15 protein-coding genes and 1 pseudogene are annotated in these 14,830 nt (G+C 35.8%); 8 read left to right on the forward strand and 8 right to left on the reverse strand.

Translation table 11 applies throughout. The features are described 5' to 3' along the window. The first annotated feature begins 197 nt into the window (after positions 1-197). From J2W48_RS17905 to J2W48_RS17915, 3 genes are read left to right on the forward strand one after another with little or no spacing between them, the layout of a single operon-like run. Positions 198-2,378: an HAD-IIB family hydrolase gene (locus J2W48_RS17905; protein WP_310283069.1), complete on the forward strand. Its 2,181-nt coding sequence runs from the start codon at positions 198-200 to the stop codon at positions 2,376-2,378. Between the two features lies 1 nt (position 2,379). Continuing rightward, entirely contained in the window at positions 2,380-3,891 is a 1,512-nt protein-coding gene (locus tag J2W48_RS17910) for a glycoside hydrolase family protein (RefSeq protein ID WP_310283070.1), read from the forward strand. A gap of 14 nt (positions 3,892-3,905) precedes the next feature. Then, positions 3,906-4,148 carry an XdhC family protein gene (locus J2W48_RS17915; RefSeq protein ID WP_310283071.1) on the forward strand — a complete coding sequence of 81 codons (243 nt, stop codon included), beginning with the start codon at positions 3,906-3,908 and terminating at the stop codon, positions 4,146-4,148. A 33-nt stretch (positions 4,149-4,181) separates the two neighbouring features. On the opposite strand, the gene J2W48_RS23145 is transcribed toward J2W48_RS17915, so the two are convergent. Further along, positions 4,182-4,325, reverse strand: a complete 144-nt coding sequence (locus J2W48_RS23145) for an aminotransferase class V-fold PLP-dependent enzyme (protein ID WP_409025185.1) — start codon at positions 4,323-4,325, stop codon at positions 4,182-4,184. Between the two features lie 450 nt (positions 4,326-4,775). On the opposite strand from J2W48_RS23145, the gene J2W48_RS17920 reads away from it, so the two are divergent. From J2W48_RS17920 to J2W48_RS17930, 3 genes are read left to right on the forward strand one after another with little or no spacing between them, the layout of a single operon-like run. Beyond that, positions 4,776-5,414 carry a (2Fe-2S)-binding protein gene (locus J2W48_RS17920; RefSeq protein WP_310283072.1) on the forward strand — a complete coding sequence of 213 codons (639 nt, stop codon included), beginning with the start codon at positions 4,776-4,778 and terminating at the stop codon, positions 5,412-5,414. After that, positions 5,411-6,391 carry an FAD binding domain-containing protein gene (locus J2W48_RS17925; protein WP_310283073.1) on the forward strand — a complete coding sequence of 327 codons (981 nt, stop codon included), beginning with the start codon at positions 5,411-5,413 and terminating at the stop codon, positions 6,389-6,391. Before J2W48_RS17920 ends, J2W48_RS17925 begins: the two co-directional genes overlap by 4 nt. 8 nt (positions 6,392-6,399) lie before the next feature. Continuing rightward, a complete protein-coding gene (locus J2W48_RS17930) occupies positions 6,400-8,610 on the forward strand; it encodes a xanthine dehydrogenase family protein molybdopterin-binding subunit (protein WP_310283074.1) in 2,211 nt (736 codons plus the stop codon). 116 nt (positions 8,611-8,726) lie between these two features. Here J2W48_RS17930 and J2W48_RS17935 read toward each other — a convergent pair whose 3' ends face one another. After that, positions 8,727-9,116 carry a hypothetical protein gene (locus J2W48_RS17935; protein ID WP_310283075.1) on the reverse strand — a complete coding sequence of 130 codons (390 nt, stop codon included), beginning with the start codon at positions 9,114-9,116 and terminating at the stop codon, positions 8,727-8,729. 528 nt (positions 9,117-9,644) lie between these two features. Continuing rightward, entirely contained in the window at positions 9,645-9,980 is a 336-nt protein-coding gene (locus J2W48_RS17940) for a hypothetical protein (protein ID WP_310283076.1), read from the reverse strand. A 783-nt stretch (positions 9,981-10,763) separates the two neighbouring features. Between J2W48_RS17940 and J2W48_RS17945 the strand changes: the two are divergent. After that, a pseudogene (locus J2W48_RS17945) lies at positions 10,764-11,378 on the forward strand (YciE/YciF ferroxidase family protein). Between the two features lie 169 nt (positions 11,379-11,547). Further along, a complete protein-coding gene (locus tag J2W48_RS17950; RefSeq protein ID WP_310283077.1) occupies positions 11,548-11,931 on the forward strand; it encodes a response regulator in 384 nt (127 codons plus the stop codon). A 16-nt stretch (positions 11,932-11,947) separates the two neighbouring features. On the opposite strand, the gene J2W48_RS17955 is transcribed toward J2W48_RS17950, so the two are convergent. The 5 genes from J2W48_RS17955 to J2W48_RS17975 all read right to left on the reverse strand — a co-directional run bounded on the left by J2W48_RS17955 (position 11,948) and on the right by J2W48_RS17975 (position 14,749). Further along, complete coding sequence (locus tag J2W48_RS17955) at positions 11,948-12,115, reverse strand: hypothetical protein (RefSeq protein WP_310283078.1); 168 nt, start codon at positions 12,113-12,115, stop codon at positions 11,948-11,950. A gap of 443 nt (positions 12,116-12,558) precedes the next feature. Beyond that, positions 12,559-12,963 carry a response regulator gene (locus J2W48_RS17960; protein ID WP_310283079.1) on the reverse strand — a complete coding sequence of 135 codons (405 nt, stop codon included), beginning with the start codon at positions 12,961-12,963 and terminating at the stop codon, positions 12,559-12,561. 1 nt (position 12,964) lies between these two features. Beyond that, positions 12,965-14,221, reverse strand: a complete 1,257-nt coding sequence (locus J2W48_RS17965; RefSeq protein WP_310283080.1) for a sensor histidine kinase — start codon at positions 14,219-14,221, stop codon at positions 12,965-12,967. 4 nt (positions 14,222-14,225) lie between these two features. Beyond that, complete coding sequence (locus J2W48_RS17970) at positions 14,226-14,522, reverse strand: circadian clock KaiB family protein (RefSeq protein ID WP_310283081.1); 297 nt, start codon at positions 14,520-14,522, stop codon at positions 14,226-14,228. Between the two features lie 2 nt (positions 14,523-14,524). Beyond that, complete coding sequence (locus J2W48_RS17975) at positions 14,525-14,749, reverse strand: circadian clock KaiB family protein (RefSeq protein ID WP_310283082.1); 225 nt, start codon at positions 14,747-14,749, stop codon at positions 14,525-14,527. Positions 14,750-14,830 lie beyond the last annotated feature (81 nt).

A 14,830-nucleotide genomic window follows, 5' to 3' on the forward strand; every position in this document is an offset into this window, starting at 1 on the left:
AAAAAAAAGAATATTTTGCATTAGAAAAACCTGTAATGAGTATCATTTCAGGTTTTTCTATGTATACTGGTTAAAGTTTTAAAAAAGCAAACTGTAAGTATTTACCAGTTGAGGAATGTTAAAAAAGCCCTCTAATTTCTATTATTAAAGTTAAATCGGGTAATTTTTTGTACCTTAAAAAATCAAACAATAATAGCATGATGACAAAATTACGAATATCAATAATTAATATTCATGGACTTCTAAAAGGTTCAGGTCTTGAAATTGGAAGAGATGCTGATAACGGAGGACAAACCAAATATGTTTTTGAGCTTGCTGAATTTCTATCACAACATAAAGATGTAGAACATGTTGATTTATTTACACGATTAATAGATGACCCAAATCTTTCTTCTGAGTATTCAGTACCGGTTGAAATAGTAAATGAAAAATTTCATATAAGAAGAATACCTTTTCTTGGGAAAAAATACAAGTCAAAAGAACAATTATGGGAAGGTCTGGACACGTTTGTGAATGGTGTAGTTCAGCATATCAAGTTTCATAACATTTTTCCAAACTGGATTCATTCTCATTATGGGGATGCAGGATATGTGGCTGCAGAATTGTCTGTTATTCTCAATATTCCCTTTGCTCATACAGGACATTCATTAGGTTTTTACAAAAAGAAAAAATTAAGGGAAAGCGGAATGGCAGAGGAAGAACTTGAAAAGAAGTTTAAGTTTAAACAGAGAATTGCCGCTGAAGAAAAAACATTAGAGCTCTCAGAATTTATTGTCACTTCTACAGAACAGGAGATTGAAACCTATAAAGTTTATAAAAATTTCGATTTAGGCAAATACCATGCAATTTCGCCAGGAATTGATACCAGGAAGTTTGTTCCTTATTACCATATAGAACAGGATTCAGCTAAACAAATGGAAGAGGAGCAACGAAAATACTGGGTCGCAGAAACCATTTCTAAGTTTTTAATAAATCCTCATAAGCCATTTATTTTAGCCCTTTCGAGGCCTGACCGTCATAAAAACCTTCATACCCTCATCGAAGTGTATGGTAAGGACAAAGAACTGCAAAGTATAGCCAATCTTGTCATTTTTGCAGGGATCCGAAGAGATATTTCGAAAATGCCGGAATCTGAAAAGGAGGTTTTAACTGATTTATTGTTATTAATGGATAAGTACGATTTGTACGGAAAAATGGCTATCCCTAAAAAACATGATGTAGAGAACGAGGTCTCAATTATTTATCGCTATGCAGCAGAAAAAAGAGGCGTATTTGTGAATTTGGCATTACATGAAAATTTCGGATTAACTGTTATTGAATCAGCAAGTTCCGGTTTGCCAGTAGTTGTTACTAAAAATGGGGGGCCATCAGAAATTATTCCAACTTGTCAAAATGGCGAATTAGTAAATCCGGAAGATGAGAATCAAATCAAAAAAGCACTGCGAAATATCTTAACAGATGAAAACCAATGGCGTTATTATTCAAATAATGGAGCCATTAATATTCAAAAACATTATAGCTGGTTAAACCATGTTAATCAATATATTGAATTGATTAATGAGAATTTATCTTTATCTTCAGGCGCCGGTATCAAAAACCAGCATTATCCCAACATCAATATTGAACGGTTAAAAAGAAAGGTTGAAAATTTATTTGTTTCGGATATTGACGGGACACTCATCGAGCCTAAATTAAATAATCCGGGATTGAATGAATTAAAAGTACATTTAGTTAACCGCACTAATAAAATGGCATTTGCCTTAGCAACCGGAAGAAACCTTGCCTTAGTGCAAAAAGTGATTGAAGAGGAACAATTTCCCTTACCGGATTTTATTATTTGTTCTGTAGGTACTGAAATTTATTATACGAACGGAAAAGACTATATTTTAGATAAGGGTTGGGCAACATTTTTATCAGGCCGATGGAAAAGGGATGATGTTGAAAATCGGTTAAAAAATATTCCCTGGATTAAATTGCAGGAAAATGAAGCACAGAATCCGTTTAAGATTTCCTATTATTATGATAAGGAAAAATACAATTATGAACAATTGGTGGAGGCTTTAGGCAAAGGATGGTATAAAATAAATATTATTCCGAGTCACGGTCAGTTTCTTGATTTTATTCCAAAAAGAGCTTCCAAAGGAAATGCTATTAAATTTTTATGCCGTAAATGGTCGATTCCATTATCTAATGTAGTTGCGGCAGGTGATTCAGGAAATGACATTGATATGTTCAGGGGCGCTGTAAAAGGAATTATTGTTGGAAATCGAAGCGTTGAACTGGCACAATATGAAACAACCAAAAGCATTTTTGTAGCAAAAAGTTCAGCTTCTGAAGGTATTTTAGAAGGATTAAAACATTATAAAATAATTAAATAATATGTATTCAGGTTCTGGTTTTAGTAGTTGGGAAATAGGCGATGTTGATGTGTTTATAGATGAAAACGGGGTACATCATTTATTTCATTTGATTATTCCCAATCATGATTACATTGCACATGCCATATCAAGGGATGGTCTTTCGTGGAAAAGAGTAAAAAATGCATTGTGGGTTGGTGATCCCGGTGAATGGGATGATGATATGCTGTGGACTATGCATGTAAGCAAAAATTCTGAAGGAGAGGGGTATGAAATGTACTATACCGGCCTAAAACGCAAGGACAAAGGAATCATGCAAAAAATAGGAAGAGCAGTTTCACCTGATCTGATTCATTGGACAAAAGAAAATAAATATGGTCTTCCTTTAAAAAGCCAGGCTCCTTACTACGAAGGATCTGACAATAATCCCCGTGAATGGATCAGTTTTAGGGATCCATATAAATATCGGTTTGAAGGAGAAGATTATTTACTGATTTGTGCCCGAAGTGCTATAGGTCCTACGTACAGAAGAGGCTGTATTGGTGTAGCAAAAAGAGAAGCTGATGGTTTTGTGTTTCAAAAGGCTTTGCATGTTCCATACGTATATGATGATGTTGAATGCCCATGTGTGATAGAATTAAATGGCATGCATTATTTGTTAGGTTCGATTCGGGAAGATATAAAAGTCCGCTATTGGTTTTCTCCGGATTTTAAAGGAGAATACCATGCCTTTCATAATAATGTGCTACTGCCACAAGGTAATTATGCTGCAAGAATTGTAAAGGAAGGAGAATATTTTCTGGTTTACAATTTTTATTTTATTGGAGGTAATGTGAATACGCATCGAGTGATTCCGCCCCCAAAGCAATTAGGTATAGATAGCACTGGCAGACTTGTATTAAAAACATATCATCATTGGGCAACAATCTATCAAAGAACAATCCTTCAAAAAAACCTGCCTGTTCCGGAACCCATTTTAGGAAATCCCTCTGCAAATTTTATTTTAGAACACGAAAATAAATGGCGTTTTGGGTGCCGAAGCGGTTATGAAGTTTTTTGCTTTGAGAAACCTTCAAAAGATTTTGTCTGGGAAGGAACACTGGCTGTTGAAGGAATGGGAAAAACAGGTTTTGTAATTGAGTGTGATGAAGAGGGAACCGGATATTACATTTCAGTTGATTTTGTAAATGGGTATGTTCAGTTTAGGGCATGGGGATTCAATGAAAAAGATGTAAAGAATAATTTTATTTTTGAGAATCTTCAAATCAATCAATTTGAAATAGTTGATACCAAGGAAATTTACTTTAAAATAATTCGCCATGGAAATTACTATGAGCTTTCTGTCAATGAAGTTGTGAAGCTAACATTATTGGATTTCAAATACAACGAGGGAAAAATAGGAATTTATGTTTGTTCTGCGATTGTATCATTAAAGGATTCTAAAATTCATGTGATTCCTGAGCCACAAAATGAGTATGCAACTTCAGACCCTAATAAAGCATTTGACGAATATCTTAAAAAAACACCTCTTTAGGCAAATTGTATATAATGAAAGAGGTCAACGAAATTCTAAAAGTATATTCAGTAGCAAAAGCATCAGGAAAAAAGACTGCTTTAGCTACCGTTTTTAAGATTGAAGGTTCTTCATACCATCGGCCCAAAGCGCGAATGCTGGTTACCGAAGATGGTTTTCTCACCGGTGCTATCAGCCGGAGGATCCCTGGAGGGAGATGCATTGAGAAAAGCCCTGCTCTCGATCAATCAACAGCAAAACAAACCCATTCGTTATAATACAAACAACGAAGTGCAGAAAATGTTAAAAAATCAATTCCCAATTTTTTTTACACCAATAGAAAACTTTCCGACTGCCTGGGTTGCATCACACATAAATAAAGAATTTTTAGCATGAGTTACAGCTGACATTGATTCAATATCGTACATGACACCTGTTTCATTATTGATGTTCATGATAATGACAATCAGTGTTTTATCTGTAATTGATTCATTTAATCAGTTGAATTCCTCGAGGCTTTGCCTCGGGGTTATAGAGGAAAGTTTGAAAACCTAAGGTTTTCATAAAACTAAAAAAAATACTCTCTTCCGATTGATACCTCGATGGCTCTGCCTCGGGGTAATTCATTAGATTAATATCTAAGATGCCATCAAAATTAACGGGCAAGCAGGTGACTTCAAACCCGACCGACCCTATAAACTGGCAGGTGTTCAGGATGGTTGTATGTTCGGTTGCGACTGTTACTATATGTTTTTTATACCATTTGTAATGAAATGATGTATGCTTTTAATTTAAAAATGAGAATAAAGCAGACTTGGTGTAAATTTTATAACTTATTGTCAATCAGGATTATTAAATTTGTTAAGAGTCGTATAGTCACTTTTACTAATTTTAAAATAGTACGCATGGCCAAAAGCAAAATTGACAATCAAGCAACAGAAGACGATTCAAACTCGTCTCGCCGTAACTTCTTAAAGAAATCCAGTTTTTTAACGGCTTTTGCTCTGGCACCACCTTCACTGATGATGGCTTCAGAAAAGAAATGGAATGAGAAAATAGCTGAATATATTGAAACTGTTTCGCTATCGATTGAAGTTAATGGCACAAAACATAATCTCAATGTAGAGCCAAGAACCACCTTACTTGATTTACTGAGAGAAAATTTACAGTTAACAGGAACAAAAAAAGGTTGTGATCACGGACAATGTGGTGCCTGTACAGTTCATGTAAACGGTACGCGTATATTATCTTGTCTTTCTCTCGCCTCTATGCAGCAAAATGCAGCGATAACCACAATCGAAGGACTTTCAAAAGGAAAAAAACTTCACCCAATGCAGGAGGCTTTCATTAAAAATGACGGTTTTCAATGCGGATATTGTACACCGGGACAAATCATGTCCGGAATAGCCTGTATCAAAGAAGGACATGCCAACAGCAGGGAGGAAATCAGAGAATATATGAGCGGAAATATTTGTCGATGTGGTGCTTATCACAATATTGTCGATGCCATAACAGAGGTGAAGGAAGGAGGGAAGCTGTCATGAAAAATTTTCAAATAATTAAAGCTTTGTCTTCAGCATCTGCGGTATCTGGTATTAATAAGGAAACTTCTGCCATGTTTATAGCAGGAGGCACCAATCTTATCGATTTGATGAAGAAGAATGTCGTAGCGCCTGATAAACTAGTTGATATTACAGGGATTGACTTAAAAAAAATAGAGTTTCTTAAAGGAAAAGTATCAATTGGAGCACTTGCAAAAAACAGTCAGGTTGCCGAAGATCCATCCATAAAAGAAAATTACCCACTGCTGTCATTAGCTTTAGCGGCTGGTGCTTCACAGCAGATCAGACACATGGCTACAGTAGGAGGAAATATACTGCAGCGAACTCGCTGTCCGTATTTTTATAATACAGATATGCCGTGCAACAAACGAGTTCCTAAAAGTGGCTGTGGTGCTATTGGAGGTTCTAATAGAATGCATGCCATTTTTGGCGCTTCGGATAGTTGTATTGCCGTTCATCCAAGCGATATGTGTGTGGCACTTTCAGCGTTGGACGCAACTGTTTTAGTGGAAGGTCCAAAAGGAAAAAGACAAATTAAATTTACGGATTTTCATCGTCTTCCGGGCAATACACCTGAAAAAGACAATACGTTGGGAAATAAAGAACTCATCACTTCAATAGAAATTCCGGATAATAAATTTACTAAAAATGTTCATTATCTAAAAGTAAGGGACAGAAGCAGCTATGCTTTTGCCGTAATTTCTGTGGCTGTTGCTTTAGAGTTACACAATAACACGATTAATGACGTGCGACTGGCAATGGGCGGCGTTGCCCACAAACCCTGGCGGCTTATCGAAGCAGAAGAATTTCTGAAAGGTAAAACCGTTTCTGAAACAATATTCAAACAAGCAGCCGATTTAGCAATGCATGGTGCAAGAGGTTATGGTGACAATAATTTTAAATTGACACTTGGCCCAAACGCTATCATCGAAGCATTAACAATAGCAGCATCTAAATAATTCGAATTATGAGCAAGACAAGTAATATAAACAGAGTTGACGGATTTGCTAAAGTAACAGGTTCTGCGACATATTCTGCCGAATATAAGACGGCTGGCGTAACTTATGCTTGCTTAGTGGGCAGTACAATTGCAAAAGGCCGGATTAAAAGTATTGATACGAAAAAAGCCGAATGGGCTCCCGGTGTACTAGCCGTAATTACACATTTAAATGTAGATAAACCTGCCGGATATCAGAAAGCAAAAGATAAACGTAATTTTGGACAACCGCTTCAGGTTTTTAAGGATGATACCGTGCTTTATTACGATCAGCCTATTGCCCTCGTGATTGCAGATACTTTTGAGCGTATGCAATATGCCGCGGGTTTAATCAAAGCCGAATATATCAAAGAAGAGCATATAACAGATCTTCAGAAAGCAAAGGACAAAGAGAAAAAAATTGAGACTGATAAAGGAAATGATTACCATCGCGGTGTTGCAGATGGATATAAAAATGCAGAAGTTATAGTAGAAGAAGAATATATCATTCCGACGGAGGTTCATAATCCGATGGAACTGGCTAATATTATTGCCAGATGGGAAGGAAATAAACCAATAGTTTTTACCAAAAGCCAGGGTGTGGAAGGTACCAGAAGAAGTATTGGAGAGGTTTTCGGAATTCCGCCAGCAGATGTTTCAGTTAACTCTGAATACTTAGGAGGTGCTTTCGGAATGGGACTGCATACCTGGCCTTATGAAATTGCCGCCCTGATTGGAGCAAAAAAATTAAATAGAGCGGTAAAATTAGTGCTTCATAGGGAGCAAATGTTTACCAATGTAGGTTTCCGGCCTTATACGATTCAGAAAATGGGATTAGGTGCCACCAAAGAGGGGAAACTGACAGGATTGACGCACGAAGCGGTAGCAATGACGTCAAGCTATGAAGATTTTATGGAAGGAACTGTAAATATGTCCCGATTTATTTATGATTGTGCCAATGTTTCAACCCGATACCGTATTGTGCCGCTTGATACCTGTACACCTATTTGGATGCGTGGCCCGGGCGAGGCAACAGGTTCTTTTGCTTTAGAAAGTGCAATGGATGAATTAGCGTATGAATTAAATATGGATCCGATTGAATTTCGCAAACTAAATTATGCAGAGAAAGATCAGGAACAAAATAAACCATGGAGCAGCAAACATCTTTTAGAATGTTACGAAGGAGGAATGGAACGCATTGGATGGGAAAACCGTAAAAATAAACCCGGATCAGTTCGTGAAGGCGAATGGCTCGTAGGTTACGGAATGGGAACCGGGACGTTTGGCTGTTACAGAAATGCAACTTCAGTAAAAGCGAAATTTTTAGCCGATGGAAATTTGGTATTGCAATGCAGCGTTAACGATATGGGACCCGGAACAGCCACCATGATGACGGCTATTGGAGCAGAAATTACCGGATTACCTGCTGAAAACGTGATTATCGAAATGGGTAAAAGCGGTCTGCCGAAAGGACCAACGCAGGGCGGATCAGCGACAACATCTTCTGTAGGTTCTGCTGTTCACGATGCTTGTAACCTGTTGATAAGCAAAGTAATTGGATTAGCAATTGAAACCCCGACTTTAAAAGGAATTCCGATTACTGATTTAACTTTTTCCAACAATTTGATCTCTTCTAAAAAAGATAGTTCCAGATCGGTTGCTTTGACTTCATTATTAAGTGCCAATAAGTTGGAAAATCCGGAAGTTGAAAATGTCTCGAAAGGTACTGATGAAGCTAAAAAATATTCTATTTATTCCTTTTCAGTGCATTTTGTAAAAGTTTTGGTAAATCCGAATCTTGGAAAGATAAGATTAGCCCATGTAGTTTCCTGCGCTGATATTGGAACTGTAATCAACCAAAAAACATTTGCCGGACAGATGTATGGCGGAGCTGTTGGAGGAATCGGAATGGGAATGATGGAATCTTTGGAAATAGATCATCGCTTCGGCCGTCCAATAAATAATAACTTAGCCGATTATCATGTTCCGGTGAATGCCGATATTGAAAAACAGGAAGTGTTTTTTGTCAATAAAAAAGACCCTGTAAGCAATCCAATGGGAACAAAAGATCTTGGCGAAACGGCTTTGGTTGGTATGGCCGCGGCAATTGCAAATGCCGTTTTTAATGCAACCGGAAAGCGGGTTAGGGATTTGCCAATTACGCTGGACAAGATTATAGAACCTTCTGTGGCAACAGCATAATAATTTCAGAATGTTAATCAGTTGGACTGAAGTCAGAACAAGGTAGATATTTATAATTAAAGGCTGTCTAAAAAACATAGACAGCCTCTTTAAATCTGAAACCAGGATGAATTCAATTACTCTCCATCTTTGTTTTCTTTCTCATCATCTTTGTTTTCTTTCTCATCGGAAATCAAATGATGTTTACGTTCACTTTCATCCTTACCCTGATCGTTTTCTGATTTGGTATTGGGGTTGCTTTCAAAATCGTTTTCCGGATGCGTTAGATCTTCAATAAATTCTTCCTGATATTGATATGGATCTTCGTCCCTGGCATAATTATCATTATCAACAATGGTATTTTGATCTATATAATCCGGATCACTCTCTCCAAATTCTGTTTTATTTTCTGTATTAAGTTTTTGTTGCTGATCATCGCTTTCAATAGGATTGCCATCAATCGGGGTATTTTGATCAATGAAATCCGGGTCTGTTTGACCATATTCGTTGTTGTTTTGCTTTTCCATAACGCTATTATTTTGAGTTTGCTATTTTTTTCCGGAAGGGATTCTTCATGTTATTTGCCGAAGTTTTCGGCTGTCTTATCGTCTAATACTTTGCACTTGTTACGCATTTTTACTTTTAAAATGTCTTAGCTATTTTTAATTTCCATGACTTTACTTTTAAAGTTTGTATGTTACAAATTTACCTTAGGAATACATCAGAGTTATTACAAAAAAATAAATTATAGTTGCATAATTAATAGGTACTTATCAGAGCATCAAACCAGATACCTCTTGAGTCTGTGTGAGCATAAATTTGAGAGGATAGCAATAAAAAGCAATGTGGTATTGTAATTAATCTGGTCTACTGCAGAAACAATTGTATCTAATAGTTCTAAAAAAGTATTAGCCACAAATTTTCACAAATTAATTTGTGAAAATTTGTGGCTAATAAATAAGTGTTGCAATCTTGCAGACTTTCAGTCTGCCAACCCAATCTATGGATTTTAAGCCAATAGTGGTTTTAGTTTGATCTGCAAAAAATTATCATCCTTAATCTATTTTATACCCGTCATCTGCAAAAGTTTCAGGCTCTTCAATTTCTTCTTCATCGTAATTTTCTTTTTCATCTTCTTTAGGATTTTCTTCTTCCGGTTCATTCTCCTCAAAATCATTTTCAAAATCATCAAGTGCAATTGAGAATTCATCATTCATATAATTCTGTTCTTTAATTGCAGCAAAAATTTCTTCTTCGTTTAAAAATTGTTTCTGTTGTGCACCAGTTTCTTCTGCAATTTGTTTGTATTGATAGTGGTCAGTATAGTTTTGATTGTTCGGGTTAAAAATAGTCTCGTCCTGATTATAATTTCTATTGTTATCTGTTATCATGATAATATATTTAAAGTTTGTTTATATGTATTGCTGTAATTTTTTTAAGGTTACGGGCTTTTCTTCAAAATTAGGAAGAAGACTTACGTTAGTTTTTATAGTATTTTTTCAAATACTTACTTAATTATCATGGAAATATTGATGTCCTTCTGCTTGTTTAAGTATATTTATTAGCGATTATAAAAAATTTTCTGCCGCTATTTCCCAAACAACCGGTTCATACGATCTATATTTGGTTTTTAAGCATGAGCAGGTTGCCTTCGTGCTGCAATAAACCAGAGTGTTCCCGGAATTGTTGTTTTTAAAGTATCAGAAGGTCAAAAAAGACACTACCCATTTTTCAAACCAAAGGTACTACAGCAGTAACCAGGCTTGTTTTTGAAGGGATGAAGGAATTAAATTCTAATTTTAAAAAATAATGGCTATTTGTTTTATGAAGAAGATAATTGTTTTAATGAATTTTTTTTATGCCTGATTGTTTCTCAATCCTTTTTGCACAAACCGGGGCTCCATAATTTCAGATCTGATCATTTTCCTATTTATACCAGTCTGTAATATGAAGCAGCTGTCAAACTGGAGCAGCAGAAAATGCAGCCTGATCAGGAGGATACGCTTTGCAGAGGAAAAAATACCGGTTTAATAAAACAAACTTTCACTTCTTCATGTCCTGTTTCATAAAATACTGACGCTCTAATATTTGAATAGTATAATCATTAAGTAAATTTCTGTAAAATTAAATTAAGTATGCGGGGTTAAATTTGAATATACTTAAAATGATTTATTATGAAAACCGCAGAAAAAAATACTACGACAGCCAAAACTAAAGCAGCCGTAACAAAAAACAAAACAACAAAATCTAAAACGGGTCCAACCGGGGTTGTAAAAGCGAAGACTTCTGCAGCAGAAGGATTGAGGGAATTGTTTACGGAGTCTCTTAAAGATATTTACTGGGCAGAAAAAGCATTAATCAAAGCATTGCCAAAAATGGCAAAAAATGCTACATCTGAAAATTTGGTGAAAGCCATTAACGACCACTTAGCCGTAACAGAGGAACAGGCTGAAAGGCTTGAAAAAGTGTTTTAATTAATTGGAGAGAAGGCTGTTGCCAAAAAATGTGATGCCATGGAAGGCCTGATTAAGGAAGGCGAAAGCATTATGAAAGAAACCGAGAAAGGTCCTGTTCGTGATGCCGGAATTATTGCCGCATCTCAAAAAATAGAACATTATGAAATAGCTACTTATGGTACATTGGCTGCTTTTGCCGTAACATTGGGTGAAGACGATGCCGTATTGCTATTAGAGAAAACACTGGACGAGGAAAAGGAAGCCGATACTTTGTTAACAGAAGCTGCTTACAACACCATCAACTTTGATGCTGCTGAAGAAGACGAGGAATAATTTAAAAAAAAAACAGACTTCGAAGATTGAATTTTAAAAAACCTGTATTGTTGTTTTGGTAATGCAGTTTTTTTTATTCCTACCGTACCAGTTTTAAACCACTTTAGTGAAAAGATGCGTACATATTATTACTGCTGGTTATGATATTGGCAGATAAATAAATACCACCATGTTATACAAAAATATATTATTGATTGATGATGATACTGATGATGCTGAAATATTTATTGAAGCTATTGAGTCACTTGAAAGAGGAATTGCAAGCCGGGTAGCTACTAATGCCCTGCATGCGTTTGAAGAATTACAAACTGCAGAAAGCCTGCCGGATTTTATATTTGTGGATTTTAATATGCCCGCTTTAAATGGCGCAGAATTCATACAGAAAATGAAAGATGAGAGGCGATTGCAGCATATACCAATCATCCTGATGTCGACACATTCTGTAGAGGTTATGTCTCAGCTGACACAACAATTTGAGACTCTTCAGTATATGACCAAACCCAGCAGTTTTCATGAACTGGTGGCACTTCTTGATGAGGTTTTATGTAACTGATTTATGCCATTTTAGATTAGCAGGTTTTATCTTGTGAAGAATAACCGGCCTCGTCACGTTCTTCATCCCAATCTCCGGTGTTGGCATCTTCACGCGGATCATCATTGTTTTGTGCCTGATTTTGTTGTGCGTGATAAGGGCATTTTGCTAATTCTTCACTGGTATACGTATTTGAATTTTCCATCTTATATATTGTTTAGATTAATAGATAAGTTTAAAATTACGTGTCTGTAAGGAATTTAGCTTATAGGAAAGTAGGGATTTGTTATTTAATTTGCATGCTTAATATTTCCTTCCTGATTTTGATATATAAGTATTTCCCCCATGTTCATATTAAGCTGTTTTTAAGGATTTCGATAAATTTATAATCTTATAATTCAATTGCTAAAAGTATTGATTATTTAATAATTAAGAAGAATAAAGAAAACCTTAAAGCATCAAATAAGATATCCTTCGCAAAACTCAAACCTCCAGGCCCTGATGGAAGCGGCATTCTTTTGTGCAGGGTTTGGCATAAAAGATACAGCGGACAGGAGGAATCAGCTTCTAATAAAAAAACGAGATTATATTCCAATAGAAATAATCTCGTTTTTTTAATAAGTATTAAAAAATGGCAAAGTGCTTTTTTTACACCTCAATAATACTTAAAATGGTCTTCGGAATTTCTTCGAAAGCCTCAAAAGAATAGGGTTTGATAAGATAGGCTTTTACACCCAGCACATCACATTTTTCTTTATAGGAAGGATTGATGCTGGTTGAATAGACAAAACAGGGAATGTTTTTTAATTCATTGGTGTTCAGTATTTCCTGCAAAGCTTCGATGCCATCTAGGATGGGCATATTGATATCGGTCAGTATGACGTCCGGATTTTCAGTAGAAGCGTCTTTCAGGTAATTTAAAAGTTCTTCGCCATTGGGCACGAGGCTTACTTTCCCGAAATTAGGATTTTTGGTAAAGATTTCAACGATTACATCAGCGTCATCATTGTCATCTTCAGCGATAATAATATGTAGGTTATATTTCTCTGGCATTTTATAAGATTGGAAAGTAAAGATTAAATGTTGTGCCTTCGTTCAGCGTACTTTCGACCGTAATATTTCCGGAATGGTTTTCCATTATTTTTTTACAGATCGCAAGCCCGATACCGTTTCCGGAATATTCGTTTTTGGCATGCAGTCGCTGAAAAATAGTAAAAATTTTAAGGAGATGACCCGACTCCATTCCGATACCATTATCTTTGATCTGAATCTTTACAAATTTACTGTTTTGATTTGGCATTTCGGCATTTATATTATCAGTCTGATTAATTTGAATGAATGGGGGAGTGCCTGCTTTGCTGTACTTAATAGCGTTCGTGATAAGATTGGCAAAAAGCTGTCGCATTTGCACTCTTGATGCTTGTATTATAGGCAGTTTGCCTATCTGGATAGTGGCCTTTTTATCGGTGATACTAATTTCGAGATCCTCAATAACTTCAGAAATTATAGTGGCTAAATCAACTTCTGTACGTTCTCCCTGTGCGGTATGTGACGAATATTGGACCAAATCATCTACAAGAGAATTTAATCGAAGAGCAGACAATTTCATGATATTCATAGCTTTAGCATCCATTTCTGAAAGATAATTTCCATCGATCCTGTCGCTGTGCATTACAATTTTTCGTAAGGGTTCTTTAAGATCGTGCGAGATGACATGAATGAATTCCTTAAGATTATTGTTTGTCCTGTGTAATTCATTGATTTTTTCCTCTAGTTCCTGATGATGGCTAAATAAGGCTTCTTCATGTTTTTTCTTTTCGGTTAAGTCTGTGATTACAATTCCAATGGCCTCAACAGCAGGTTCAAGATTTGTCAAAGCGATATAAGCAGGAAAAGTCTTTTTATCTTTATTGGATTTAAAAATGATTTCATGGGTGGTAATACCATATTTTAATGCTTCGATCAGCTGGACAAATTGTGTTGGATTATCAAAATAGACATTAAGATAAGTTCCTATTATCATTTCTGTGGGTAATCCTATCAATTGTGAAAAATAGTCATTGCAGTATAATATGAGTCCGTTACGCGAAATGCTTAACGCACCCTGCCTGAATTTTTCAATTAGTAATCTATAGGTATAATCAGCAGTTTCAAGCGAATAAAGCTGGGGGACTCCGTTATTATGTACTACCAGTGCATCAACATCCCCTTGCTTTATAGCATTGACAATGCTATTAGCTTCAAAAAGTTCTTCCTTTAATGATGCAATTTCTGCTAGTAATGAGTCTATATTTTTATCGCTTCCCTTCAAATTATTAGCTTATATTGAGTATTTTTAATACCTTTTCTGTATCTGACAAATCACCTAATATGATTCTTTTTGGAGCGGGATCTGTTCTGATCAATGTAGGGATTGCTACAATTTGATGAATGTGCGCCTGCTCTTTATCACGGCTGATGTCTATAATTTCTACCACGTAATTACCTGCGAGATGTGTGTCGCAAATTCTTCGCAAATTTTCAATAGCATGCCCTGATTTTACTGACATACCTGAAACAAAAAGGGTAAATTTATGTTTGGTTATGTTTGAACCATAAGATGAATATTCCATTTTTACGCCATTATAGGTTTAATATTAAGTCCTACAAGCACTCTTTCCTCATTAGAGAGGTCTCCTATTATTTTACGGATAGGTTCTGGAAATTTTCGTACCAATGTTGGTACAGCCAAAATTTGATCTCCCTCTGCCAATTGTGGGCTTTTAAGTAAATCTATAATTTCGATGCTGTATTTCCCTTTCAAATGTATTTCGGCATATTTTTTTATTGAGTTACACACTTAATATCTGTTTTATGTCTTTTTGATATATCGGTTTGGCATTTACCATTCTTTCTATGGATTTATGAAAAATAGTTGTTT

The sequence above is a fragment of the Flavobacterium piscis genome, assembly GCF_031457575.1.
GTDB lineage: Bacteria > Bacteroidota > Bacteroidia > Flavobacteriales > Flavobacteriaceae > Flavobacterium > Flavobacterium piscis_A.

Bases quoted from the DNA above. Each gene is read 5' to 3' on its own strand.
- J2W48_RS17905 (WP_310283069.1), top strand. From the start codon at position 198: ATGATGACAAAATTACGAATATCAATAATTAATATTCATGGACTTCTA.
- J2W48_RS17910 (WP_310283070.1), top strand. From the start codon at position 2,380: ATGTATTCAGGTTCTGGTTTTAGTAGTTGGGAAATAGGCGATGTTGAT.
- J2W48_RS17915 (WP_310283071.1), top strand. From the start codon at position 3,906: ATGAAAGAGGTCAACGAAATTCTAAAAGTATATTCAGTAGCAAAAGCA.
- J2W48_RS23145 (WP_409025185.1), bottom strand. From the start codon at position 4,325: ATGAACATCAATAATGAAACAGGTGTCATGTACGATATTGAATCAATG.
- J2W48_RS17920 (WP_310283072.1), top strand. From the start codon at position 4,776: ATGGCCAAAAGCAAAATTGACAATCAAGCAACAGAAGACGATTCAAAC.
- J2W48_RS17925 (WP_310283073.1), top strand. From the start codon at position 5,411: ATGAAAAATTTTCAAATAATTAAAGCTTTGTCTTCAGCATCTGCGGTA.
- J2W48_RS17930 (WP_310283074.1), top strand. From the start codon at position 6,400: ATGAGCAAGACAAGTAATATAAACAGAGTTGACGGATTTGCTAAAGTA.
- J2W48_RS17935 (WP_310283075.1), bottom strand. From the start codon at position 9,116: ATGGAAAAGCAAAACAACAACGAATATGGTCAAACAGACCCGGATTTC.
- J2W48_RS17940 (WP_310283076.1), bottom strand. From the start codon at position 9,980: ATGATAACAGATAACAATAGAAATTATAATCAGGACGAGACTATTTTT.
- J2W48_RS17950 (WP_310283077.1), top strand. From the start codon at position 11,548: ATGTTATACAAAAATATATTATTGATTGATGATGATACTGATGATGCT.
- J2W48_RS17955 (WP_310283078.1), bottom strand. From the start codon at position 12,115: ATGGAAAATTCAAATACGTATACCAGTGAAGAATTAGCAAAATGCCCT.
- J2W48_RS17960 (WP_310283079.1), bottom strand. From the start codon at position 12,963: ATGCCAGAGAAATATAACCTACATATTATTATCGCTGAAGATGACAAT.
- J2W48_RS17970 (WP_310283081.1), bottom strand. From the start codon at position 14,522: ATGGAATATTCATCTTATGGTTCAAACATAACCAAACATAAATTTACC.